This window comes from Bradyrhizobium guangdongense, assembly GCF_004114975.1.
Lineage (GTDB): Bacteria > Pseudomonadota > Alphaproteobacteria > Rhizobiales > Xanthobacteraceae > Bradyrhizobium > Bradyrhizobium guangdongense.
Genome location: NZ_CP030052.1, coordinates 623,028 through 642,811 on the forward strand (window position 1 = coordinate 623,028; position 19,784 = coordinate 642,811).

Genomic DNA, 19,784 nt, shown 5'->3' on the forward strand with positions numbered 1-19,784 from the left:
AACGCTTGGCCCGCGCTTTGCAGGTGATTCATTGCGCCTAAAGCAGCAAAGTAGGCTGCCATGACGTGGATAGAAGCTTGTGGCTATCTGGCCTCTTCGCTCGTCCTCGTGACATTCTGCATGCACACCATGCTGACTCTGCGGGCCGTCGCCATCTGCAGCAATCTCGCATTCATCGTCTATGCCACTGGCGCCGGTATCTACCCTGTGCTGATTCTGCACTTTATTTTGCTTCCACTAAACGCTGCCTACTTCGTCCGCATGGTCTTGGTACTACGCCGCGCCAAGCTCGCCGCTAATACAGATCTTTCTCCGAACTGGCTTCAGCCGTTCATGCACACACAGCGGATCAAGGCTGGAGAGACAATCTTCGAGAAAGGGGATCACGCCGATGCACTCTATCTCATCGGATCAGGACAAGTCGAGCTTCCCGAAATAGACAAGCTCTTGTATCCAGGAGAGGTTTTTGGTGAGGTTGGGCTGTTCGCCGTGGATCGACGCCGCCGCACGCAATCTGCTCGAGCGGCCAGCGATTTGGAGCTTTTCTGGATCAAGGCCGACGCATTAAAGAGGATTTGCGAACGGAACCCTGGCCTCTCGCTGTACTTTCTTCGTCCTGTAGCCACTCGGCTTAGCTCAAATGCTTCCGAGCGAACAGAGCCCCGGCAAGCCCCGTCCGCGCGTTGCGCTGGGGACATTAGATGAACCGCATACGCTCTCGCTGACACCGCGGTGGCGGGCGTTGCGTAGCTTCTTTGATCTCTACGCTTTGTGGTGAGCGATATTGTAATCTCCCGGCATGCATTTGTGCCGCTGAATATGCCAAGTATCTGAGCGGTAAATTGGATGCGCTTCTTTCCACTGGGCCAGCCCTGTCTGGCCGTTCATAACGCAGCCCTGGAAAGTAAGCGTGCTGTCGAATGCAGAGCTCGTCACGATCTTATCAACGCAATCGGCGGATGCAAATTGGCAAAGCACGGCAACCATCGTCACGAACAAATCGTCCTCGAAATGAAACTCTTCAAAAACAAACTATGGACCTATGGACTGCAATTACCACAAGAGCTGCTCTCGTGCTAGCTGATGGTGGCTTTTTGACCAGCTCATAAAGCAAAGACGGGAAGCGGAGTCAGCAAATCGGCCAACTGGTGGAGGAGCATCGAATATCCAGGCTCAAAGTCTTTTGGGTACGTATGCATCCCTGGGGCTGATAATCGATCGGAATGCAGCGACACTTCCAGCTCCATCCTCCTCCTTGTTGATTGTCTCCTTGGTTTGAGATTTGATGCGAAATCATTTCAGATGAGGTCCTATGAGCGTCAAGGCCGTGATGGCAACAATCCTGCAGCACGAGCTCGCCTCCCGTGGCGTGAACTCACTCACGCGTTCTGATTACGAGGCGGTTATTGAGCAGCTGATCAAAAAGCTGACAGAGCTAGAGTTTGAGCTCCGCTCGCGATCAACTAACGGCTCGCAAGGAGTTCCGACCTAACCAATCACTCAACTCGCGTCGTAGCCGGACGAGTAATTGCCCAACTTCCGTTCGCGGCTCCGCGACATAGGCCGTCCTGGTGGGCGACGATCACGGCACTTCAACTGGCGGCACCGCCATGCTGACCAAAACAAAACATAACATCACCTCGCGCCCTGCCATTTACGTTAACTGCAGCCGAGATTTGCGGAGGAGCCGCCGCCGGGCCATCTCGTGCCTGTCAGCTATCGCTACTGCACCTGGGGCAGGGCAATTTCAAGTAGCTGACGCCGGGGCCGGTGGCCATAATCCTCGGCAAGCCAGCGGCCCCACTTGTCTTAGCTCCTGTTTTGAACTGTTCATGCTCGTATGTATCCGCCCCAGGCGCGCCGTCGCGAAATGCTAAGACCGCGAGCTGCCGCCAACTCATCTGCGGCCTGCACCAGCTAGTTGCTCTGTGCCAAGTGCCGCGTGCCGACCGGAAACGAGTTTCCAACCTTAACCGAATTTAGGCAGATGTAGAGGCACCCCTTCGCAGGGCACATCGAGCTCTTCAACCTGGCCCTTGCCGACCTCTGTCACGCGCAACTTCTTGCCTTCAATCGTGAAGGCGCAATTTGTCGGTTGCGGCCCATCCAGCATGAGCCGGTCCACGACGTTGCCGCCGCGGTCGAGCACAGTGACGTTCTTCTGATTATAGACTGTGCAATAGAGCCGGCCGTCGGTGCCAAAAGCCATCCCGTCGGGCCCCTTGAAGTCAGGATTGGAGTCGGGCTGCAGCACATTGCCGAAAACAACACGTTCAGGCATTGGCTTGCCGAGTACGTCATAGCGGTAGATTTCGCCTGTGAACGATGCGTTGGCATAGAGATGGTCGTCGGGCCCGAAAGCAATCCCGTTGGTGAATCGGATCTTGCGATCGAGGACGCGAAGGACCTTCATGGCCGCGGGATCGATTTCGTAGACGCGGCCGTCCCAATCAAGGTCCATATAGCCCTCGACGAAGGCCTGCCCGTTGATGAAATCCTCAGCCGCCATGCCTGAATCAGTCATGTAGAGTAGTCCGTTGGGGCCGAAGCAGAGGTCATTCGGAAATAGAAAGCGATCGGCGCCTTCGCCCTGCATGCGCCGGATCTCGTTTCCGGCTTGGTCGATGCAAATCAGCGCCCGCAGGCCCGCTTCCGCGATCCAGATGCGGCCGTGGCCGTCCGTCGTCAGTCCGTTCGGGCGGCCGCCCGTCGCGCGAACCACTCTGCGATTGCCTCGCTGATCGAGCCGCGTGATGCACAACGTCGATGCGGACATCTCCGTGACATACATCGATCCGTCGGGGAGGCAGATTGGCCCCTCGGGCGCTCCGATTCCGCTAGCAAAAAGTCTCGATGCCATGCTTTTCCCCCTGCATCCCGTTGTTGGGTTTGCGAACTCTTGCGCTTAGGCGATGACCGAGCCTGTGGCCGGATCGATCAGCACCATCCGATTGAGGTCGATGGCGAGCTGGATTCGCTCGCCATGGCTCTGAACATCATGTGCTTGCAGCTCCGCGACTGCGTCTACTCCGCCGATCTTGATGGTCGTGAAGGTACGAGTACCTGTAGGCTGGATGAGATCGGCGACCGCTGAATAGGGCACCACCCCATCGCGCAATGGTCCGTCGCCGGCTCGGCCGAAATGCTGAGGCCGAATGCCGACAATGACCTCACGTCCCGCCACGCTAGAAAGGGCAGTGGCCTTCGCAGGCGGCACAGTCAGGGACTCTCCGGAACCGAAAACGACAGAAAGCCCGCCATTCATCGCCGTCAGGGTTGCCGGTATGAGATTGATCGAAGGAGAGCCGAGGAAGCCCGCCACGAAGCCCGTTCGCGGCCGCTCGAACAGTTCGAGTGGAGCTCCCTGCTGCTCTATTTTTCCATCGCGTAGCAGCACGATACGATCCGCCAGCGTCATCGCCTCGACCTGATCGTGTGTAACGTAGATCATTGTGGTGGTGATCTCGTGATGCAGACGCTTGATCTCGGTTCGCATTTCGTCACGCAATTGGGCGTCCAGATTCGAGAGCGGCTCGTCAAACAAGAAAAGATCCGCCTTGCGAACGATGGCCCGTCCGATCGCGACGCGTTGACGCTGTCCACCGGAGAGCTGACGTGGATAACGCTGGAGGAGATTGCCGATGCCGAGCATCTCGGCGGCTTCGCTGACCCGCTTCCTGATCTCGATTTCTGGCGTCTTGCGGGCGCGCAGGCCGAACGCGATATTCTCATTGACGGTTAAATAGGGATAGAGTGCGTAGTTCTGAAAGACCATCGCAATGTTGCGTTCGCGCGGACGCAGATCGTTGACGATAGCGCCGCCAATCGCGATCGTGCCGTCGTCCGGATCTTCGAGACCGGCGATCGTCCGCAAAAGCGTGCTCTTGCCGCAGCCTGACGGACCCACGAGCACAGCGAATTCGCCATCGCTGATGGTTAAGTCTAGTCCCCGAACGGCATGCACGTTACCGTAGTATTTGTGCACTCCGGTCAACTTGACGTCGGCCACTCTAATCTCCTCAACCTTTGACGGCGCCGAGCGAGATGCCGCGCACGAGATAGCGCTGCATTACCGTAACTGCGACGAAGATCGGCAAAGTCCCCAGGACGGACATCGCCGCGATTTTGGCCCAGAAGTTCGACTGGCCACCGAAATAGTGCGTCAGCATGACCGGAAAAGTGATCACTTCGGTACGCGTGAGCACCAGCGCGAAGAGGAAGTCGTTCCAGGCGAACACGAAAGTAAAGACCGAAGTCGCCATGAGCCCCGGGCGCACCATCGGGAAGACGACTTTCCAGATGACCTGCCATCGGTTCAGTCCGTCGACGAGGGCGCTTTCCTCCAGCTCGAGCGGAACATCAACGATATAACCCCGCATCATCCAGATGACATAGGGCAGATTGAACGCGGTATAGAGCACGATCAGGCCGAAGTAGCCGTCAACCAAACCGAAATAGACGTAGATGAGGAAGATCGGGAAGACGACCGCAATCGGCGGGATCATGCGCTGGGAAATGATCCACATCGCAAGGTTCTCGCCACCCGTGCCGAAGCGGGCGAGGCTGTAGGCGCATAGGGTACCAAGAATGATGGCAATGGCGGAGCTAACGCCGGCGACGATCAGGCTGTTCAGGATGGCCATGACGTCACCATCCTTGAATAGGACATAATAATTCGAGAACTGGATCTGCCCAGGCATCCACAATGGCGGCACGTGATAGATCTCGTCCGGCGTCTTGAACGAAATCATAAACAGCCAATAAACCGGAAATAGAAACAGCAAAGTGACGACGCCGGCGCCGATATAGCGTAGCACCAGAACGCGCCCCTTCCTGGTGGGCAGCTTCATCAGCCTCATCGCGCAATCTCCATGCGCTTGAGGACAAGCGTGGTAATGAGAGTGAGCAGCGCAATCACCAGGAAGGAGATCGCGGCGGTGTAGCTGGTTTCGAATTGCGAGAAGCCCTGCACATAGGTGTAGAGTGAAATCGTCTCGGTCATCGAGCCCGGCCCGCCTTCGGTGAGGGCCCAGATGATGTCGAAGATGCGCACGAGGTCGAGGCCGCGGATAAGGCATGCAACAGCTATCACGGGCGCGATCGCCGGCAGAATGATCGCGCGAAGCACGCGCAGATACGATGCCCCATCGATCTCAGCAGCCTCCAGTTGAGACTGATCGACATTGGACAACGCAGCGAGCAGCAGCAGAAACATGAACGGCGACCACTGCCAAACTTCGCAGATGATGATCGCCGGATAGACGTAAGCAGGGTTGACGGTCCACAGGATCCGGATCGGTTCGCCGGCGAAAAAGCTGAGTATCTCACCGATGGGACCAAAGCGGACGTCGAACAACAGGCGCCAGGTCGCACCAGCAACAATCGGAGAGATCACCGTCGGCAGCACCAAGAGCGCGACGAAGAGCTGGCGCCCGGGCATGCGGTCGATGAAGAGCTGCGCCATCAGGAAGCCGATCAGTAGCTCGAGAGGCAGGGCGATTGCTGTGATGATCGCGGTGTGGCCGAGCGATGCCCACAAACGGGTATCTCTGAACAACTCCGCATAGTTCAGCAAGCCGGCGAAAGACGTATCATTGTCCGTCATCGTGATGCGCTGGAAGCTCACGATCAACGAGTAGATGAGGGGAAAGAGGCCGACGAGGAGAAGAACCAATATTGCGGGCGCAACGATGAGATAGGGTAGGCGGTCCTCGAGCACACGCCCGAGCCGGCTCGGGCGGCGATGTTCAGTGCCATTAAAGCTTAAAGAGAACGTCATCATCAATCCAGGAATCGCGCCGCACGGGAGGCGGTGCCTCCCGCGCGCCCTCCAAGCCAACTATTGCGGATAAGCGCCTGGTTTTGCTGCCCAGACCTTATAAACCGCCTTCTGGTTTTCAATGCCCACCTTCTCGGTGATGGCATCAAACTGCTGCGCCATGCGGTCGAGAATGGTCTTCGGATCTTCGCCGGCCCAGAGGCTCGAAATGGCCTTGGTCATCGCCTCGTCGTACTTGTCCTGCTGCAGCAGGGAGAGATCGAGCAGGCCCTTCTCGCCAGATGTCTTGATCGTGTCGAGATAGGCAGGAGCATCAGGCCAGAGCGCACGGTATTTCTCGCTCGCGTAGTGCGACAGGCGGAAGGGATCGCGGAGCGTATAGGGGAGCTGCACGCGCTCAAGGCTGGTCTTCTTGCTGTTCAGCCATTGGATGAAGAGATAAGCGGCCTCCTTGTTCTTGCTCGTGGCCGAGACGGACAGGTCGAAACCGACGCCAAGCTCCGGGCGACCGAGGGGCGTGAGCGCATACCCGACCTTGCCGGCGACTTGCGATTTGGGTACCCATTTCAGCGCTTCCTCGCCCGAGCCGTAGCCGGCGGCCCAACGCCCATAAGGGGGCCAGGAGATCGTCATGGCGGTGGTGCCCTGGAGGAACGCGGCCAAGTTGTCGACGAAATTCCATTGCTCCACGCCTGGTGGCATGAACTTGTTCTCGGCCAACATCTGCTTGAAGACCTTCAGGCCGACATCGCTGTTCACCGTCGATTTCATCGTATCGGCATTGAAGAACTTGCCGCCCTCCATGCGGAAACGTTCCTGGAACATGTATTGCGGATAAGGCGCAGTTCGGAAGAAGCCGGCGCCATAGACCTTGGGCGCCATCTTGTCAGTGATGAACTGTCCGATGTCGTCAAGCTGCTTCCAATCCTTGGGCGGAGCGAGCTCGTAGCCGAACTTGGCCTTGAACCCCTCCTTCATCTTCGGATCCTCGAAAATGTCTTTGCGGTAGTAGAGCAGCATCACATCGCCGTCGTCCGGGAAGCCGAAGATCTTGCCGTCATACTGCATCTGGTTGTCGCGATAGGCTGCGGCGATGTCCTGCAACTCGTCGCGATAGCCGAACTTGTCGACATATTTGTCCAGGGGCTCGAGCGCTCCGGCCCGGGCCAGGTCGGGCATCCAGGATGGAATGACGTTCAGTGCGTCATAGGCCCCGGCGCCCGACTTGAAATCCTGCATGATCTTGGTGAACATCTGGTCGGTCGGCACCTCGACCACCTTCACCTTGATGCCAGTGAGCTTCTCCCATTTCGGACCCGAATAGTTGAGCGGGTCGAGCGATTGAAGGCCCGCCTCCCAGACGATACTGATCGTCGTGCCCGCATATTTCTTTGCTGCTTCGACAGCAATGTCGGCGGCATCCTTATCAGCGGCAGGAGCCGATACACCTGTGAGCGCAAGGATAGCGGCCACGCCCAACAATGTCCTGAACTTCATGCCTTCCTCCTCTTCATTTGAGCAATCCTAAGCCGCCAAGGTGGCCCCGGAGCTTTTGCCTCGGCGCGTCGACCGGTTACCCATGCTGGACGTCGACTGCCGCACCGTCGGAGGGCTGTCGAACGAACAGATGAGTGTCTTCTGGGGATGGCCATCCGCGCTCAGGCCGCGCTGCCCGATAGGCACGAACGCGATTTCGCCTTGGTAAAACACGCCTTCCCCCCAAAAGCTCTCGATGTATTTGCTTTTGGCGTCACTCTGCTGTGAGGCGGAAGCGGCCGGCAAATGAGAACTTTGCAACCACCGATGAGCCACATTCACCTGTCAGCAGTCTCTGCTGCGGCCCGCTCAAGCCTCAAAGCTGAAGAAAATCCGGTCAAAGCACGGCGGACCATTGGCCAAGCCAGTTGCGCCCTTGCGAGCCTTTGCTGAACTACGAATACGTTTCTTCAGGGATGGGAAGTACCTTGCCGAATATGGTTAGTTAGTTTGCGAGCGGCATCGCCTATTTTAAGGCGTAACTCGCTATCGACAGGGATTCTTTTGCAAGTGCAATCGCTTGGCGCCCTTTTACGCCATGGTCTTACTTGGCCTGAATATTGCTCAGGGTATGAGAGTTCGACAAAAAGATCATACCAGGGGAGTGGCGCCGCATGGGGCAGGTCACGTCACGAAGTGGCCTCTTGAAAGGCCTTAAGTTGAGAACTGTCTTGTTGCTGGCAGGGCTGACGCTGACCAACATTGCAGCCTGGGGCTGGGCCGTTGCGCTGTTCGCCGGTCAGCCGTCGGTAATGGCAACCGCGCTGCTCGCTTGGGTGTTCGGTCTGCGCCATGCCGTGGATGCCGATCATATTGCGGCAATCGACAATGTCGTGCGGAAGCTGATGCATGCCGGCCGCGCCTCCGAAACTGCAGGTCTCTACTTTGCGCTCGGCCATTCCACGATCGTTCTCGCTTCAATGATCCTGCTTGCCGCCGGCGTCATGACCCTCGGCGGAGAGGGTTTGCTCAAAAACTTGGGCGGCCTTCTCGGAACCTCGGTTTCAGCCGTCTTCCTGCTCGGCGTGGCCGCCGTCAACTTTGCGATCTTCGCAAACTTGTGGCGCACAATGCGTGCAGCGCAGGCCAGCGGCGTCTACGGTGCACAATTACTCGATGCGCCCCTAGCCGGAAGCGGTCTTCTTTCGCATTTGCTCGGCCCGATCTTCCGAATTGTGACGCAAAGCTGGCACATGTATCCGCTCGGATTCCTGTTCGGATTAAGTTTCGACACGGCGACCGAAATTGGCCTGCTCTCCCTCTCTGCCTCTGAGACTGCGCGCGGCCTGTCGCTCTGGCAGGCCATAGTCTTTCCTGCACTTTTCGCTGCCGGAATGTCCCTGGTTGATACCTTGGATTCAGCATTTATGGCCAGCGCTTATCGCTGGGCTTTCGTCGATCCGGCCCGAAAGCTTTGGTACAATCTGACAATCACAGGTGCCTCAGTCGCGATTGCGCTGTTCATCGGCAGCGTGGAAACGCTTGGCCTGATCAGCGATCAGCTTGAGCTCACGGGTGCCCTTTCGAGCCTCGTCGATCGCCTCAAGGGATCACAAGCCATCTTAGGCTTCGGCGTGATGTCATTGTTCGCTCTCGCCTGGCTAGCATCTCTCCTGCTGTATCGCGTTGCATGGAAGGGAAAGACCACTCGAACCGCCTTGCCGACATCACGCGCGACTTAGCGGCTGCAGCGATGCTGTCGAGCCGCTCGAAGCCTGCCGTCTTTGCCCGCTGGACGAGCATTGCAGCACTAAGCATCTGCGCCCTCATGATCGACGCTGAACCTAGCTCTGGAGACAATATCCAGACTAGCTACACCTTGCCTGCAGTCATAGTCACTCGTGAGGAGATCCCACGGCGACCGCGAAGAGCTCCAACGCCACGCTCGGATCGAGCGCTCGGCATAGGGTCCAGTAGCCAGCTGGGCGGGCAAGCCTCAGCGGTATCGGCCAAGAGCAGCGCGGCCTTGGCTCCCGCGTCGAGCATGGCAAGCCAGATCACAGTATCAGGCGAAGACGTCAACGCGCGGCCCGTGATGCGCCCGGGCGAAGTGCTCGAAGCTGTACCGGGGCTCATTGTGACGCAGCATTCCGGCGAGGGCAAAGCGAACCAGTACTTCTTGCGCGGCTATAATCTCGATCATGGCACGGATCTCGCGATCTATGTTGATGATGTGCCTGCCAACATGCGCACTCACGCCCACGGCCAGGGCTATGCCGACCTCAATTGGCTGATTCCTGAAGCGATCGCCGCCATGGAGGTAAAGAAGGGGCCTTACTTCGCCGATGAAGGCGACTTCTCCTCGGCCGGCGCCGTGCATATCGGCCTGATCGACCGCACGGTGAAGGGGCTAGCGCAGATGACCGCCGGCAGCTTTGGATATCGCCGCTTCCTCGGCATGGATTCGACGAGGCTCGGCGATGGGACATTGCTCCTCGCCGGCGAGGCTGGGACCTACAACGGCCCCTGGGACAACCCGGACAACCTCCGCAAGCTCAATGGGCTCTTGCGCTACAGTCAGGGCACGGCCACCGACGGCGTGTCGGTCACGGGCATGGCTTACGCCAACAGATGGAATTCGACCGATCAGGTGCCGCAGCGCGCCATGACGGACGGATTGATGGATCGGTTTGGATCTGAAGACCCGACTGACGGCGGCAACGCAAACCGTTTTGCCCTGTCGGCGCGCGTGGCGCAGAGCGATAATTCCGGGGCCTGGAAGGCGAACGCTTATGTCGTCAAGAGCGAGCTCGATCTCTACAATAACTTCACTTATTTCCTGGCCAATCCCGTTGTCGGCGACCAATTTCACCAGCACGACGGCCGCCTAATGGCCGGCGCTAACATCGCACGGACGATGGATGGCTCATTCGCTGGGCTGCCGATGCAGACGACCTTCGGCCTGCAGTCCCGTTACGACGCCATCGATCTCGCGCTCACCGACACCCACCGGCGCAGTTTCCTGTCCAACGTACGCAGCGATAAGGTCGGGGAAGGCAGCATCGGCGCTTACGCCGAGAGTACGTTGCACTTTTCGGACTGGCTGAGGACCACGGTCGGTTGGCGCGGGGACTATTACGCGGCCGACGTGACGTCGCTGTTCGATGCGAACAACTCAGGCCATGCCAACGCTACGATCGGAAGTCCCAAGCTTCGCATCGTGGTCGGTCCCTTTAACAAGACCGAGTTCTTTTTCGGCGCCGGCTATGGCATGCACTCGAACGACGCGCGGGGTGCGACGACGACGGAAGATCCGAGCGATCCCGGGACAAAGCTGCCGCGCTCGCCGCTGCTGGTCCGCACCAGGGGCGCGGAGGTCGGCGTGCGTTCGAGGATCGTCCCGGATCTCGACACCTCGCTCAGCCTCTTCGTCCTCGACCAGGATTCCGAGATCCTGTTCTCAGGCGATGCCGGCGATACCACGACGGCGCGCGCGAGCCGCCGCTATGGATTCGAATGGACCAACCATTACCGCCCACGGTCTTGGATTGACGTCGACGCCGATCTCGCGATGACCCATGCGCGCTTTCGCGGTTACGACAGCGACCAGGCGGAGGTTTATGCCTCACTCGCCGGCTATCCCGCCGCGCAGATCGGCAACGCGCCCGGCAACTATATCCCTAACGCACCGACCATGATGGCGTCCGCCGGCATCTCGCTCGGCGCGAAGACGGGCTGGTTCGGCGCCCTGCGTTGGCGCTATCTCGCCTCCAGTCCGCTGACGGAAGACAACGCCTTCCGATCGCAACCTACCGGCATCTTCAACGCGCGGATCGGCTACCGCACCGACAAGGGCTGGCGCCTCCAGCTCGATTTGCTCAACCTCCTCAACAGCAAGGCGAACCAGATCACCTATGCCTATGGCTCCCTGCTGAAGACGGACAAACTTTACAATCTCTGTGCCGCCAATGCCGCCCCTGCGCCAGTCTGTGCCATTGGTGTGATGGACTATGTGCTTCACCCGGTCGAACCCTTGACCGTCCGAGTGACCCTAGCGGGCACATTCTGATATCAGTCAGGTCGCGAGTCGCGAAACGTCCGTTCGCCGGTAATAATGGCCGATAGCATGCTCTGACGCGACACGATGTCCTCGCGCACGGCAGCATATACATGCAGGATGACGAAAGTCACAATGAACCAGAGGCCGAGATGGTGCACTGTATGCACGTCTTGACTGTTTGGGAAGATCGAGAACCACCAGCCGAACAGCGCATACCATAAGCTGTCGCGACCTTCGCCCTCAGCGTAAAGTGCAAATCCGGTCAGCATCATCAGGATCATCACAATCACGAACAAGAACATCGCAGTATTGGCCAAAGGATTGTGGCCGACGTATTTTTTCGGGTAGCGCACTAGGAACAGGTACCATCGCAGCTCGTACAAAAGGCCCCAGCGCCAGATCCGGTTGTAGATCGGAAACGCGAACAACTGGCGGGCATACTGGTTGCCGACGAACGCCCAGTAGACGCGATAAAGGAACGCGAAGGCGAGCACCTGTCCCGACGCGAAGTGAACAAATCGGATGTAGCCCATCGTGTACCAATTGCTAGCTTCACCAGGCATCGAGGGAAGCGGCGAGGCGATTAGATAACCGGTAACGGCCAGAAGAGAGATCGTTAGCGCATTTAACCAGTGCCAGATCCGTACCGGTGCCTCATAGACATAGATTGATTGGCGATCCGTGCCGACGGCGCCGACGGCGTCCAGCGTACCCGGAATCTCCGAGATTTTCGTCATCGCATGCTCCTGCATTGAGAGTGATTCGACGCAGCGAACAAACGAATCAGCGCATGCCATCGAGAATATCGCGCGCATGCCGGCGCGAAATCACCGCCCTGCAATTTTTTTCTTCACGCTTCAGCGGCCCTACGCAACGAAGAATTGGAAACCCGCTTTAACCGCAGGTGGAAATCCTGCTTTCATATCTTTATTGAACCTCTTTGCTATTTTCCGCTGCATCCACGTGGGTTCGCGGTCTTTTTCCCTGCATGAGCAGCGAGCTTCCTTACCCGGCGCACGACACTTGCTGCGCGGCAGCTCGCTGCAATTTACCGATGATTAGGAGAGACGGCACATCGTTTGCTCATTTCCAGCTCCAGCGAACCGGGTATTTGCGATATGGATTTGAGCTTCATTCGGCGCGGCGGCGCATCGCGCCGGGCAGGCGTCTTCCAGACACAGGGCCGGATGAATGCAGCGGCCATGAGCTTGCCGAAAAGCGAGCCAGTCATCGCCAACCTGTCAATTCGCCTGAAAATCATGATGGGATTTGCTATCGTTCTGCTGCTGTCGGCGGGCACCATGGCGGGCGCCTGGTTTGGCTATGAGGCGATCCTCGACGGCTTCGACGTTTATCGTATCAGCATGTCGGAATCGGATTATGCGCGCGAAATCGACAGCTCGCTCTCGGCATACCAGAGCAACGCGCGCTATTACGCCCTGACGGGCATAAAGGAGGCGGAAGCTGCCGCGGAAGAGGCGCGACGCTTGCTCGAGCGAACGATCACGGCAGCCAAAACCGAGACTGCAACTCTCAGCTGGCAGCAGTCGATAAAGGAACTGTTCGAAGCCTACCGCGCCTATACCGATTCCTTCAACAAAGTGTTGGCGCTGCGCGCCGGGATCGATCGCTCGGCAGCCACGATGGGCGGACAGGCGCACGTCATCCGGACCGCGCTCGATCAGGTGAAGGCGCCGGGCGCTCAAGCAGAAAATATCATTGAGCGTTTCGATACGATCGATCGCCTCGTAACGACAGAATTGAAGCTCCACGATGAAGTCCTCGCGAGGGACGTCTTACAGAGAATAGAAGGGTTTAAAGGTGCGATCGTGCGAGAGCGTCGCTCGCCGGACGTCGGCGGACAGGCGCTCGACGAGCTCGTCGCGTCTTACCGAGATGGGTTCGCCCGAGTGGAGGCCGCAGGCCAAGAGATCGATCGTTTGATGGCGGACATGTGGAAGCTGCGTCACGGACTATCCGGGGCGGCCGCCTCTCTGAAGCGAGTGGCTTTGGCGGAGCAGGCTGATGCCGAGAAAAAGACCGCGGTGCAAATCATCCACGGTCAATCGGTAGTGGTTGCCCTTGCGCTCGCCTCGATTGCAATTGGCCTCGTGCTCTCCTTTGCGATCGGACGCGGTATCGCAAAACCTGTCATCGCGATGTGCAGCTCGATGATCGAGCTGGCAAACGGCCGCTATGAGATCGTGCTGCCGGGGCTCGGTCGGCACGACGAGGTCGGCAAGATGGCTGGCGCGGTCGAGAGCTTCAAGCGGCAAGCCATTGAGCGCGCCGAACGCGAAGCTGCGGAGATCGAAGAGCGTAACAGGTCGGCGGCCGAGCTGCGGCGCGCTGAGCTCGCTAAATTCGCTGGCGGCTTTGAGGCCGCGGTGGGTGACATCGTCAACGGCATTTCGGGTTCTGCTCAGCAACTCGAAGCAGCAGCATCAACGCTGTCACGCAATGCGGAGGCGACAGGGGGCCTGACCAACGCGGTGGTCGGCGCCGCGCGAGAATCGTCGAGCAGCATTGGTTTGGTCGCCTCGGCGGCCGAGGAGCTGTCGCTGTCGATCAATGATATTCGCACCCAGGTCCGCAACTCGAATGCGATCTCCGGTAATGCGGTAGCCCAGGCCAAGAGCACGGACGCCCGCATCGCGACGCTCGCGCAAGCCTCGCACCGGATTGGTGATGTCGTGAAGCTGATTACAGCGGTCGCAGAGCAGACCAATCTGCTCGCGCTCAATGCCACCATTGAGGCAGCCCGCGCCGGAGAGGCGGGCCGCGGCTTTGCCGTCGTCGCAGCCGAGGTGAAGTCGCTTGCAAGCCAAACCGCCCGTGCGACGGAGGAGATCGGCTCTCACGTCGAAGGTATGCAGCAAGCGACCGGAGATTCGATTGCCGCGATCAAGTCGATCGCCGGCATCATTGGCGATATCTCCGCCATCTCGGGTTCGATCGCGTCCGCCGTCGACCAGCAGACCGCGACGACACAGGCGATCGCACAGAGCGCGCAGCAGGCGGCCTCTGGCACCGCGCAGGTGTCATCCAATCTCGAGCAGGTCAATCGCGAAGCAAGCGAGACCGGCTCGGCGGCTTCCGCCGTGCTGCAATCAGCGCGCGGACTAACCGAGGCGAGCCACCGCCTGCGCGCGGAGCTTGACCGTTTCATGGCCAACGTCGTCGCGGCGTAGTCTGGCTCGCAATGCGAGACGCCTGCGACTACCATTGCGCAAGTGCCAGAGACCTGCGCTAGTCAACGGACAAGCCGGCACCCTCGCGTGGGCAAACCGGTATCCTAGGGATCGTCGATGGAGCATGGTCTGGATCTGGCCGGATTCGCGTTGCACCCGCAACGCGGTGCAGTGTTGGGTGAGGTGCATGCGCGTCCGTTCACGCGGCTCTCCGCGCCTCTCGCAGTGCTGCGATTTGCTTTTTTGGGCCAGGGAGAAGCGGCGGCCGCCGACCGGCAGGCCTTTGTAGGCTTTTGCACCGCGCAGGGCTTGGCGGCACCCGAGGTGTCGGCTAAGCACCACCAGGTGTCAATCGGAGCAGTTTCGCTACGCTGGGAACAGCATTCCGAATTCACGACTTTCACCTGGATCTGGAGTAATGAGGCATCCGCGCTGGCGTTCGCTCCCATCGGTGACGAACTTACCGCATTGATCCGGGCACTGCCGCAAACGGGACAGCTGCTTGTGGCGGTGAGGCTCGAGGTGGAGCAGACCGAAGCGGCCGTCGCGCGCGCTGAGGAGCTGTTTGATAAGAGCAGCCTCGCAATGGCGACAGTCCGCAGCGGCCCTGCGGTCGTCGCTTCCGACTTTCGTGCGGATGCGCAGGGCTTTGTCCGCATTCTCATCTGCAACGACGGCCTGTCGCCGGGCCGGCTTGGCGCTCTTGTGCAGCGCGTGCTGGAGATCGAGACCTATCGCACGCTGGCGCTGCTCGGCCTGCCGGCCGCGCTCGAGCTCGCGCCCTCGGTCGATCACATTGGGCGGCGGCTGGTCGAAGTGCTCCAGGAGATGCAGGGCGCCGAGGACCTCAAGCTCAACAATCACCTCCTCACGGAGCTGACCGCATTGGCCGCCTCATTGGAGCGCGGCGCAGCGGGTAGCCTGTTCCGCTTCGGCGCGAGCCGGGCTTATTACGACATCGTGCAGGCCCGCCTTGGCGTGATCGAAGGAAGCGAGATCGGAGGGCGACCGACCTGGTCGTCCTTCCTTGCCCGGCGGATGGCGCCGGCGATGCGCACCTGCGCCGCGATGGAGGACCGCCAGGCCAACTTATCGATCAAGCTAGCGCGCGCCGCCGATCTCCTGCGCACGCGGGTGGACGTGGAACTGGAGGAGCAGAATCGTGACCTGCTGCGCTCAATGAACGAGCGCACCAAGCTGCAATTGCGCCTGCAGAGCACCGTCGAAGGCCTCTCCGTGGCGGCGATCGGCTATTACGTCGTCAGCCTGTTCGGCTACCTCGCTAAGGGCGCACATGACGGCGGCTTGCATGTCGAGCCGTCACTCGCGACAGCATTGTTCGTACCATTTGCCGTCGGTCTAATTTGGATCATCACGCACCGGATCCGCCAGAGGCACCTTAAACATGAAGGCGCGCCGGGCGATCATGACTGAGTTCCTTCGCGCCGAGGGCTTGCCATTCGAGCCGGGTCGGCCGAAGCTGGTGGAGCTGGAGGGCAAGTGATGAGCCAATCGAACGGAATGACCAACCTGCTCTGGCTGCAAGGCGCGAGCTGCGGCGGTTGCACCATGTCGATCCTCGAAAGCGGCTCTTCCGGCTGGTTCGACGAACTGAGGCAGTTCGGCATCAACCTGCTGTGGCATCCCTCGGTCAGCGAGGAGACAGGCGAGGAAGCGGCCGAGGTGCTCAACTCCGTGCGCGAGGGCAGGGTGCCGCTCGACCTACTGCTCCTCGAAGGCTCCGTTGCCCGCGGCCCGAACGATAGCGGCCGCTTCAACATGCTCGCGGGCACGGGCCGCTCGATCTACCACTGGATGCTAGATCTCGCGCCGCGGGCGGACTATGTCGTTGCGGTCGGAAGCTGTGCCGCCTATGGCGGGGTGCCAGCCGCCGGCGCCAATCCAACCGACGCGGTCGGGCTGCAATTCGAGGGCGCCGATGCTGGCGGCGCGCTCGGCGCAGGCTTCCGCTCCCGGCTCGGCTTGCCGGTGATCAATGTGGCTGGCTGTGCGCCGCATCCGGGCTGGATGATGGAAACCATTTTGGCACTGACGTCCAAGGACTTGTCAGCGACTGACCTCGACACCTATGGCCGACCGAAATTCGTTGCCAACCATCTTGCTCATCACGGCTGCTCCCGCAACGAGTTCTATGAGTTCAAGGCCAGCGCCGAAACCATGTCCGAGCGCGGCTGCCTCATGGAGCATCTCGGCTGCAAGGCGACTCAGGCTGTCGGCGATTGCAACCAGCGCTCCTGGAACGGCGGCGGTTCCTGCACGAAGGGCGGTTATGCCTGCATCGCCTGCACGTCACCTGGCTTCGAAGACGCGCAGAATTTCCTGGAGACCGCCAAGCTTGCCGGCATCCCAGTCGGCTTGCCGACCGACATGCCAAAAGCCTGGTTCGTCGCGCTCGCGGCGTTGTCGAAATCGGCGACTCCGCGGCGCGTGAGGCTGAATGCGACCGCTGATCATGTGGTGGTGCCGCCCGGCCGCACCACGGCCAAGCGCACGCCATGACGAGGATTACGATCGGCCCGTTCAACCGCGTCGAGGGCGATCTCGAAGTCCGCCTCGACGTCGAAAGCGGCCGGGTCCAGCGCGCCGAAGTGACGGCGCCGCTCTATCGCGGGTTCGAGCAAATTCTGGAGGGGCGGCCACCGCTTGATGCGCTGGTGTTGGCGCCGCGCATCTGCGGCATCTGCTCGGTCTCGCAGTCGGTCGCCGCCGCTGCCGCGCTTCGCCATGCGATGGGAACCGAGGCGGCGCCGAACGGTCTGCTCGCCACTAATATCGCGCACGCGGCAGAGAATGCCGCCGATCATCTTACGCATTTCTACATCTTCTTCATGCCTGACTTCGCCCGTGAAGCCTACGCTTCGCAGGATTGGTACCAGGAGACTCGCGAGCGCTTTGCGGCCACCCGCGGCAGTGCGGCGCGCGATGCGCTGCCGGCGCGGGCGCGGCTGCTCGAGACTATGGGAATCATTGCTGGCAAATGGCCACACAGCCTTGCCTTCCAGCCGGGCGGCGCGACGCGCGCGATCGAACTCGGCGAGCGCGTACGGCTGTTGTCGATCGTGACCTCATTTCGCACGTTCCTTGAACGTACAGTGTTCGCCGATACTCTAGAGAACATGCTGTCGCTCTCGACCGCAGACGAGCTCGACCGCTGGCGCGCGGGGCGCAGCGGTGATTTCGCTCATTTCCTCAGGCTTGCCGACAGCCTCGCGCTCAGTGAGCTCGGCAAGGGACCGGGCGTGTTGATGAGCTATGGCGCCTATCAAGGCGCCGATTGCGGACTGTTCCCGCGCGGCATTGTTGGTCCAGACATGGTTGTGGAGCCGTTGCCGCTGAGTCAGATCAGCGAGGACGTTTCCCATGCATGGATGCGGGATTGCTCCTCCGATCCTGCGCACAGCAACACCGTACCTGATCCCGACAAGGCAGGCGCCTATAGCTGGTGCAAGGCGCCGCGGCTTTCGGGCCAGCCGGTCGAGGTCGGGGCGATTGCGCGCCAGACCGTGGCCGGGCAAGCGCTGATAGCCGATCTCGTCGCCCCAAGCGGCACCAATGTCCGCAACCGTGTGATCGCCCGGCTGATCGAGACTGCGCGCATCGCACTTGCGATGGAGCAGTGGACCCGCGCGCTACGACTTTCGGAACCGTTCTGTGCTCCCTCGCAGGAGATGCCCGACGGGGCATATGTCGGTCTCGTCGAGGCCGCGCGCGGCAGCCTCGGGCATTGGGTGGCGGTGCGCGGTGGAAAGATCGAGCGCTACCAGATCATCGCGCCGACCACCTGGAATTTTTCACCGCGCGATTCCCTCGGCGTGGCAGGCCCTCTGGAACAGGCGCTGGTCGGCACCGATGTGGGCGAGGCTGGCGCACGTTCCGTTGCGGTTCAGCATGTCGTGCGCTCGTTCGATCCTTGCATGGTGTGCACTGCGCATTGAAACGGGCTCGGCGGCGTAAACCTCGTTACCGCCTGCAAATCGAATTGTTTCCGCTTCTTTCGTGCAGTGCCGCTCGATCTTCGCGTCTTGCACAATTCAGATCTCGCAACCTTTTGACATTCCTCTAATTTCATTTTGCGCCACGCAGTTGGCCTGCTTCTTGCTGTCCCTAAGCGTCATTGAAAGCCAAAGCTGACGGCGGGAGGATTTATGGGCACGGCGACGGAAACATTTTACAGCGTGATCAGGCGGCAAGGCATCACGCGTCGAAGCTTTCACAAGTTCTGCAGCCTGACCGCGACGAGCCTCGGCCTCGGCCCGCTGGCGGCGAGCCGCATCGCCAATGCGCTCGAGACCAAGCCGCGTGTGCCCGTGATCTGGATGCACGGTCTCGAATGCACCTGCTGCTCCGAGAGCTTCATCCGCTCCGCGCATCCCCTGGTGAAGGATGCGGTGCTGTCGATGATCTCGCTAGACTACGATGACACGATCATGGCGGCCGCGGGCCATCAGGCGGAAGCGATCCTCGAGGAGACCCGTGCCAAGCATAAAGGTCAGTACATTCTGGCCGTTGAAGGTAATCCGCCGCTCAACGAGGGCGGCATGTTCTGTATCGACGGCGGCAAACCATTCGTCGAAAAGCTGAAGATGATGGCCGAGGACGCGATGGCGATCATCGCTTGGGGCGCTTGCGCGTCCTGGGGCTGCGTACAGGCGGCAAAGCCCAATCCGACCCAGGCCACACCGATCGACAAGGTCATCACCAACAAGCCGATCATCAAGGTGCCGGGATGCCCCCCGATCGCCGAAGTGATGACCGGCGTCGTCACCTTCATCACCACCTTCGGCAAGCTGCCCGAGCTCGACCGCCAGGGCCGGCCTAAGATGTTCTACTCGCAGCGCATCCACGACAAGTGTTACCGGCGCCCGCATTTCGACGCCGGCCAGTTTGTCGAGGAGTGGGACGATGAGGCGGCGCGCAAAGGCTACTGCCTCTACAAGATGGGCTGCAAGGGGCCAACGACCTATAACGCCTGCTCAACCGTGCGCTGGAACGGGGGGGTCTCATTCCCCATCCAATCGGGACACGGCTGCATCGGCTGCTCAGAGGACGGCTTTTGGGACAAGGGCTCGTTCTACGATCGCCTCACCAACATCAAGCAGTTCGGCATCGAGAAAAACGCCGATCAGATCGGCATGGCGGCAGCGGGCGCCGTGGGTGCGGCGGTGGCCGCGCACGCCGCCGTCACTGCGGTAAAGCGGCTTGCCAGCAAGCGCGAAGACGCCGGCCACAACAGCTGATCAAAAGACACATTAGGGTA

16 protein-coding genes are annotated in these 19,784 nt (G+C 60.1%); 9 read left to right on the forward strand and 7 right to left on the reverse strand.

Features of this window, described 5'->3' with window-relative positions:
* The first annotated feature begins 120 nt into the window (after positions 1-120).
* The gene (locus X265_RS38570; RefSeq protein ID WP_237864935.1) at positions 121-705 is read left to right on the forward strand and encodes a cyclic nucleotide-binding domain-containing protein; all 585 of its coding nucleotides are present in this window, start codon (positions 121-123) and stop codon (positions 703-705) included.
* A 57-nt stretch (positions 706-762) separates the two neighbouring features.
* Here the strand turns inward: X265_RS38570 and X265_RS38575 are convergent, their stop codons facing one another.
* Positions 763-993, reverse strand: coding sequence for a hypothetical protein (locus tag X265_RS38575; protein ID WP_128929500.1), 231 nt, complete (start codon positions 991-993; stop codon positions 763-765).
* 319 nt (positions 994-1,312) lie between these two features.
* On the opposite strand from X265_RS38575, the gene X265_RS38580 reads away from it, so the two are divergent.
* Positions 1,313-1,492, forward strand: a complete 180-nt coding sequence (locus tag X265_RS38580; protein WP_128929501.1) for a hypothetical protein — start codon at positions 1,313-1,315, stop codon at positions 1,490-1,492.
* Between the two features lie 477 nt (positions 1,493-1,969).
* On the opposite strand, the gene X265_RS38585 is transcribed toward X265_RS38580, so the two are convergent.
* From X265_RS38585 to X265_RS38605, 5 genes are all read right to left on the reverse strand, one after another.
* Complete coding sequence (locus X265_RS38585; RefSeq protein WP_347338575.1) at positions 1,970-2,596, reverse strand: SMP-30/gluconolactonase/LRE family protein; 627 nt, start codon at positions 2,594-2,596, stop codon at positions 1,970-1,972.
* Positions 2,597-2,905: 309 nt separating this feature from the next.
* Positions 2,906-4,009, reverse strand: coding sequence for an ABC transporter ATP-binding protein (locus X265_RS38590; RefSeq protein ID WP_128929503.1), 1,104 nt, complete (start codon positions 4,007-4,009; stop codon positions 2,906-2,908).
* Between the two features lie 10 nt (positions 4,010-4,019).
* Positions 4,020-4,850: a carbohydrate ABC transporter permease gene (locus X265_RS38595; RefSeq protein ID WP_164939082.1), complete on the reverse strand. Its 831-nt coding sequence runs from the start codon at positions 4,848-4,850 to the stop codon at positions 4,020-4,022.
* A 5-nt stretch (positions 4,851-4,855) separates the two neighbouring features.
* Entirely contained in the window at positions 4,856-5,782 is a 927-nt protein-coding gene (locus tag X265_RS38600; protein WP_128969536.1) for a carbohydrate ABC transporter permease, read from the reverse strand.
* A 57-nt stretch (positions 5,783-5,839) separates the two neighbouring features.
* On the reverse strand, positions 5,840-7,276 hold the full coding sequence (locus X265_RS38605; protein ID WP_128955162.1) for an ABC transporter substrate-binding protein: 1,437 nt from the start codon (positions 7,274-7,276) through the stop codon (positions 5,840-5,842).
* A gap of 653 nt (positions 7,277-7,929) precedes the next feature.
* On the opposite strand from X265_RS38605, the gene X265_RS38610 reads away from it, so the two are divergent.
* Entirely contained in the window at positions 7,930-8,997 is a 1,068-nt protein-coding gene (locus X265_RS38610) for a HoxN/HupN/NixA family nickel/cobalt transporter (protein ID WP_128929507.1), read from the forward strand.
* Positions 8,998-9,299: 302 nt separating this feature from the next.
* The gene (locus X265_RS38615; protein WP_128930141.1) at positions 9,300-11,324 is read left to right on the forward strand and encodes a TonB-dependent receptor; all 2,025 of its coding nucleotides are present in this window, start codon (positions 9,300-9,302) and stop codon (positions 11,322-11,324) included.
* Between the two features lie 2 nt (positions 11,325-11,326).
* On the opposite strand, the gene cybH is transcribed toward X265_RS38615, so the two are convergent.
* Positions 11,327-12,052, reverse strand: coding sequence for a Ni/Fe-hydrogenase, b-type cytochrome subunit (gene cybH, locus X265_RS38620; RefSeq protein WP_128929508.1), 726 nt, complete (start codon positions 12,050-12,052; stop codon positions 11,327-11,329).
* 465 nt (positions 12,053-12,517) lie between these two features.
* Here cybH and X265_RS38625 point away from each other — a divergent pair, with 465 nt between their 5' ends.
* The 5 genes from X265_RS38625 (at position 12,518) to X265_RS38645 (ending at position 19,764) form a co-directional block, all read left to right on the forward strand.
* Entirely contained in the window at positions 12,518-14,506 is a 1,989-nt protein-coding gene (locus tag X265_RS38625; protein WP_164939083.1) for a methyl-accepting chemotaxis protein, read from the forward strand.
* A gap of 117 nt (positions 14,507-14,623) precedes the next feature.
* Positions 14,624-15,940: a DUF3422 domain-containing protein gene (locus tag X265_RS38630; protein WP_128929509.1), complete on the forward strand. Its 1,317-nt coding sequence runs from the start codon at positions 14,624-14,626 to the stop codon at positions 15,938-15,940.
* A 69-nt stretch (positions 15,941-16,009) separates the two neighbouring features.
* Positions 16,010-17,026 (forward strand): NADH-quinone oxidoreductase subunit B family protein, encoded by a 1,017-nt coding sequence (locus X265_RS38635; RefSeq protein ID WP_128929510.1) that lies wholly within the window; start codon positions 16,010-16,012, stop codon positions 17,024-17,026.
* The gene (locus X265_RS38640) at positions 17,023-18,462 is read left to right on the forward strand and encodes a nickel-dependent hydrogenase large subunit (RefSeq protein ID WP_128929511.1); all 1,440 of its coding nucleotides are present in this window, start codon (positions 17,023-17,025) and stop codon (positions 18,460-18,462) included. Before X265_RS38635 ends, X265_RS38640 begins: the two co-directional genes overlap by 4 nt.
* A gap of 210 nt (positions 18,463-18,672) precedes the next feature.
* On the forward strand, positions 18,673-19,764 hold the full coding sequence (locus X265_RS38645; protein WP_128929512.1) for a hydrogenase small subunit: 1,092 nt from the start codon (positions 18,673-18,675) through the stop codon (positions 19,762-19,764).
* Positions 19,765-19,784 lie beyond the last annotated feature (20 nt).

What these genes read in the sequence shown, in the direction of transcription:
- X265_RS38610 (WP_128929507.1), top strand. Translation starts at nt 7,930, where the DNA reads ATGGGGCAGGTCACGTCACGAAGTGGCCTCTTGAAAGGCCTTAAGTTG.
- X265_RS38630 (WP_128929509.1), top strand. Translation starts at nt 14,624, where the DNA reads ATGGAGCATGGTCTGGATCTGGCCGGATTCGCGTTGCACCCGCAACGC.
- X265_RS38585 (WP_347338575.1), bottom strand. Translation starts at nt 2,596, where the DNA reads ATGCAGGGCGAAGGCGCCGATCGCTTTCTATTTCCGAATGACCTCTGC.
- X265_RS38595 (WP_164939082.1), bottom strand. Translation starts at nt 4,850, where the DNA reads ATGAAGCTGCCCACCAGGAAGGGGCGCGTTCTGGTGCTACGCTATATC.
- X265_RS38640 (WP_128929511.1), top strand. Translation starts at nt 17,023, where the DNA reads ATGACGAGGATTACGATCGGCCCGTTCAACCGCGTCGAGGGCGATCTC.
- X265_RS38615 (WP_128930141.1), top strand. Translation starts at nt 9,300, where the DNA reads ATGGCAAGCCAGATCACAGTATCAGGCGAAGACGTCAACGCGCGGCCC.
- X265_RS38625 (WP_164939083.1), top strand. Translation starts at nt 12,518, where the DNA reads ATGAGCTTGCCGAAAAGCGAGCCAGTCATCGCCAACCTGTCAATTCGC.
- X265_RS38570 (WP_237864935.1), top strand. Translation starts at nt 121, where the DNA reads ATGCACACCATGCTGACTCTGCGGGCCGTCGCCATCTGCAGCAATCTC.
- X265_RS38605 (WP_128955162.1), bottom strand. Translation starts at nt 7,276, where the DNA reads ATGAAGTTCAGGACATTGTTGGGCGTGGCCGCTATCCTTGCGCTCACA.
- X265_RS38635 (WP_128929510.1), top strand. Translation starts at nt 16,010, where the DNA reads ATGAGCCAATCGAACGGAATGACCAACCTGCTCTGGCTGCAAGGCGCG.
- X265_RS38580 (WP_128929501.1), top strand. Translation starts at nt 1,313, where the DNA reads ATGAGCGTCAAGGCCGTGATGGCAACAATCCTGCAGCACGAGCTCGCC.
- X265_RS38600 (WP_128969536.1), bottom strand. Translation starts at nt 5,782, where the DNA reads ATGATGACGTTCTCTTTAAGCTTTAATGGCACTGAACATCGCCGCCCG.
- cybH (WP_128929508.1), bottom strand. Translation starts at nt 12,052, where the DNA reads ATGACGAAAATCTCGGAGATTCCGGGTACGCTGGACGCCGTCGGCGCC.
- X265_RS38645 (WP_128929512.1), top strand. Translation starts at nt 18,673, where the DNA reads ATGGGCACGGCGACGGAAACATTTTACAGCGTGATCAGGCGGCAAGGC.